Origin of the sequence: Sphingopyxis sp. RIFCSPHIGHO2_12_FULL_65_19, assembly GCF_001830555.1 — a bacterium.
Lineage (GTDB): Bacteria > Pseudomonadota > Alphaproteobacteria > Sphingomonadales > Sphingomonadaceae > Sphingopyxis.
This window is the reverse complement of the sequence record NZ_MIAM01000038.1, coordinates 1-3,316: the sequence shown is the minus strand read 5'-3', so window position 1 is coordinate 3,316 and position 3,316 is coordinate 1. Positions and strand designations below refer to the sequence as shown.

General features: G+C 66.2%; 5 protein-coding genes. 1 reads left to right on the top strand and 4 read right to left on the bottom strand.

All coding sequences use genetic code 11. The annotated features are described in order from the left end of the window. A partial coding sequence (locus tag A3E77_RS11330) for an EAL domain-containing protein (protein ID WP_293645948.1) occupies positions 1 to 349 on the top strand: 349 nt, incomplete at its 5' end. Here A3E77_RS11330 and A3E77_RS11325 read toward each other — a convergent pair. From A3E77_RS11325 to A3E77_RS11310, 4 genes are read right to left on the bottom strand one after another with little or no spacing between them, the layout of a single operon-like run. Then, the gene (locus tag A3E77_RS11325; protein ID WP_293645946.1) at positions 322 to 1,518 is read right to left on the bottom strand and encodes a CCA tRNA nucleotidyltransferase; all 1,197 of its coding nucleotides are present in this window, start codon (positions 1,516 to 1,518) and stop codon (positions 322 to 324) included. The two genes, A3E77_RS11330 and A3E77_RS11325, sit on opposite strands and share 28 nt — an antisense overlap. Next, on the bottom strand, positions 1,515 to 2,099 hold the full coding sequence (locus tag A3E77_RS11320) for a CoA pyrophosphatase (protein WP_293645944.1): 585 nt from the start codon (positions 2,097 to 2,099) through the stop codon (positions 1,515 to 1,517). Before A3E77_RS11320 ends, A3E77_RS11325 begins: the two co-directional genes overlap by 4 nt. Further along, entirely contained in the window at positions 2,099 to 2,683 is a 585-nt protein-coding gene (locus tag A3E77_RS11315) for a DUF1285 domain-containing protein (protein ID WP_293645942.1), read from the bottom strand. The genes A3E77_RS11320 and A3E77_RS11315 overlap by 1 nt, the downstream gene beginning before the upstream one ends. Before the next feature lie 56 nt (positions 2,684 to 2,739). After that, positions 2,740 to 3,243: a GNAT family N-acetyltransferase gene (locus tag A3E77_RS11310; RefSeq protein WP_458574442.1), complete on the bottom strand. Its 504-nt coding sequence runs from the start codon at positions 3,241 to 3,243 to the stop codon at positions 2,740 to 2,742. Between the last annotated feature and the right edge of the window lie 73 nt (positions 3,244 to 3,316).

The window sequence follows — 3,316 nt, the reverse complement described above, 5'->3', positions numbered from 1 at the left end:
CGAGCTGAAGGCGCTCGACACGCGCGTCGCGATGGACGATTTCGGCACCGGCTATTCCAACCTTGCCTATCTCCAGCGACTGCCGATCGACGTGCTCAAGATTGATCGCAGCTTCGTCGAACATATGGTCGATGATCGCGACAAGGTGGCAATCGTCCGCACGATCCAGAGCCTTGCCGAGGTGCTGGGGATGCGGACCACGGCCGAAGGTGTCGAAACTGCCGACCAGGCGCGCCTTTTGTCGGCGCTCGGCTGCGATTTCGGGCAGGGTTACCTGTTTGCGCGGCCGATGGATAGCATCGCTGCGCTCGATTATTGGCGTCAGTCGCTTACGCGGCCGATCTTCTGATCGACCAGCTCGGCGACTCTGGTCGCATCCGGAAAATCTTCCGCCACCCACTCGGCCTCGACCGCCTTCAGGATGCGCGCGACGTCCGGGCCGGCAGCAATCCCGCGCGCGACAATGTCGCCGCCCTTCAATGGCAGTTCGGGAACCGCCCAGCCCGATAGCGCCTGCACCGCCGCGGGGTCGCCTGCCAGCAGATGTATATCGCGTGCCGCATCGACACCCACGCTGTGCGCGAGTTGGCGGACCGGCCGGATCACGTCGCCGCGGCTCCCCCCGAGCAGCGCGAGATGCTTGCGCTGCCGCGTCGACAGGCGCAGTCGGCTCGCCACCTGTTCGGCGATGGCCGCGTCGGCAGGAAGCAAGGCTGCAAGGCGGCGCAACGGGGCGATCGCCGCCCCCGCCGCCGCCTCATTCGCGATCAGCCGGTCGAGCGCGGCGGCAAAGCCCGTATCGAGTTCGGGCAACAGCACCGCGAATATCCCGTCGGCCGCCATCCGTCCGACGATCGCGCGCGGATCGGGCAGCGTCAGGATTTTCAGCAATTCGTCGGCGATGCGTTCGCGCGACAGGCTCTTGAGCGACTGGCGCGCCGTCACCACGGCCGCATGGCTGGTCGCGTCCAGCGCGCCATGACCGAACCGCGCGACAAAGCGGTAAAAACGCAATATGCGCAGATGATCCTCGGCGATGCGCGTCGCGGCATCGCCGATGAACGCGACCCGCCCTGCCTGAAGGTCGGCGAGACCGCCGAACCAGTCGTCGACCGCGCCGGTATCGGGGTCGGCATAGAGCGCATTGATCGTGAAATCGCGCCGCGCGGCATCGTCGCGCCAGTCGTCGGCGAAGGCGATTGTCGCGCGCCGTCCGTCGGTTTCGACATCGCGGCGCAGCGTGGTGATTTCATGATGGTCGCCGCTGGCGATCGCGGTGACGGTGCCGTGCGCGATGCCCGTCGGGATCACCTTGATATCCGCCGCCGCCAGCCGCCGCGTCACCTCTGGCGGGAGCAGGGGGGTCGCCAGGTCGATATCGGTGACCGGAAGGCCGAGCAAGGTATCGCGCACCGCCCCGCCGACGACCTTGACCGCGCCGCCATCGGCCATCAGCGCGGCAATGATGCGCCGCAAGCCCGGGCGAGTGCGCCAGTCGGCGTCGGGCAGCCGCGTCATCGGTGCCAGCCCGCCGGCAAACGCCGCGCCAGATTGATGATGATGCCTGCCGTCACGCCCCAGATCCGCCGCCCCTGCCAATCCATGTCATAATAGTGGCGGTCGTGTCCCTGCCAATTCGCTTGTTGGCGCGCATAATTGTCGGGATCGAACAGGATGTCGAGCGGCACCTCGAACCAGTCTTCTACCTCTTCGGGGTTGGGATCGAACGACAGGTCGGGCGGGATGACGCCGAGCACCGGCGTAATGATATAGCCGCTGCCCGACCGATAGGGCTCGGTCACGCCGGCAATCATCACGTCGCGGCGGTTGAGGCCGATTTCTTCCTCGGCTTCGCGCAGCGCCGCGTCGATTGCGTCGCGATCGCCGGGATCGACCTTGCCGCCGGGAAAGGCGACCTGCCCCGCATGGCTGCGCAACCATTGCGGCCGCTGGGTCAGGATCACGCCAGGATCAGGCCGGTCGGTAAAGGCAATCAGCACCGCGGCATCGCGCAGCGTCGGGGTGCCAAGATACGCCTCGTCTTCGCCCACATCGGGCAGCAAATTGTCGAGCGCGGTGCGCAATTTCTCCGAAAGCATCAGGCGTCGACCAATGGAAAGCGCGAGCCGTTCGACCAGATCGCTGGATGATCGGCGCCCTCGGCGAGCGCCATTTCGACGATCTCGTAATAAAGCGCACGGTCGATGCGAGCTTCCAGCCCGTTGCCGATTGGCCCGCGCACATGCAGCCGCGGGTCAGGATTGTCGGCGTCGCTACCGAAGCTGAGCGGATGGTCAGCGCCAGCCATGACGAGATCGTCGGTATCGAGGCGAAAGACGAGCGTCCGCGCCGCCCCCTCGCCTTCGCTCTTCATCTCGACGGCTCGGAAGGGCGTGTCTTCGACAAGGATACTCAGCTTTTCGGCCGGGGTGACGAGGACATGGCCGCCGTCGGCCTCGCGCCGCAGGATCGTCGAAAACAGCCTGACCATCGCGGGCCGGTTGATCCGCCCGCCCTCATGATACCAGCTGCCGTCGGCGCGAATTTCCATGAAGCTGTCGCCGGTGCGGTCGGGATGCCATTGCTCGACCGGCGGCAGCTTGCGCGCCGCGAGCAGTTCGGCCGCTTCGGCTAACGAGAGCTGCGAAAATTCCTTGGGAAGCGACGGCGCAGGGGTGACCATATATCCGACATAGGGGAGCGGACGCGCCGCGCAAGTCGAGTCAGGCCAGAGGAAACTTACCTCGGGCCGATCATTCCCGCCCCGGTCGGCAGACCGTGCCCGTTCACTGCCCGCGCGAGCAGGCGGCGTTTCTCGAACGGGCCGGGCAGTTCCCATTCGCCCGTCGCGTCGGCGGCGAAGCCGAAAAAGCGGCCATAATATTCGGGGTCGCCGATCATCATCAGCCCGCCGTCCGCTTTGGTCTGCGCCGCGTCCAGCATATGCGCCATCAGCGTCCGGCCGTGGCCGCCGCGCTGCGCGTCTGGGCGCACTGCAACGGGACCGACCATCACCAGCGGGGTGACGGTGCCGTCCGCTGCACGATGCGCCACCGGCCAGCACTGGATCGTACCGACCAGCGCGTCGTCTTCGACCGCGGCAAAGCTGAGTTCGGGCACCGCATCCGCACCTTCGCGGATGCGATAGGCGGTTCGTCCGAAGCGATCCGATCCAAAAGCGGCGTCGAGCAGATCCTCGACCACTTGCAGCTCGATATTCGACAATGGAAGTAACTCGACCAACGCGCACCCTTTCGCTAATGCGGCGGCGCTTTAGGGACCGGGGCCGGTATTGCAAAGCCCCGACGGACAGGAA

Excerpts from the sequence above, each read along its gene's own strand:
- A3E77_RS11315 (WP_293645942.1), bottom strand. The coding sequence starts at position 2,683 with ATGGTCACCCCTGCGCCGTCGCTTCCCAAGGAATTTTCGCAGCTCTCG.
- A3E77_RS11320 (WP_293645944.1), bottom strand. The coding sequence starts at position 2,099 with ATGCTTTCGGAGAAATTGCGCACCGCGCTCGACAATTTGCTGCCCGAT.
- A3E77_RS11325 (WP_293645946.1), bottom strand. The coding sequence starts at position 1,518 with ATGACGCGGCTGCCCGACGCCGACTGGCGCACTCGCCCGGGCTTGCGG.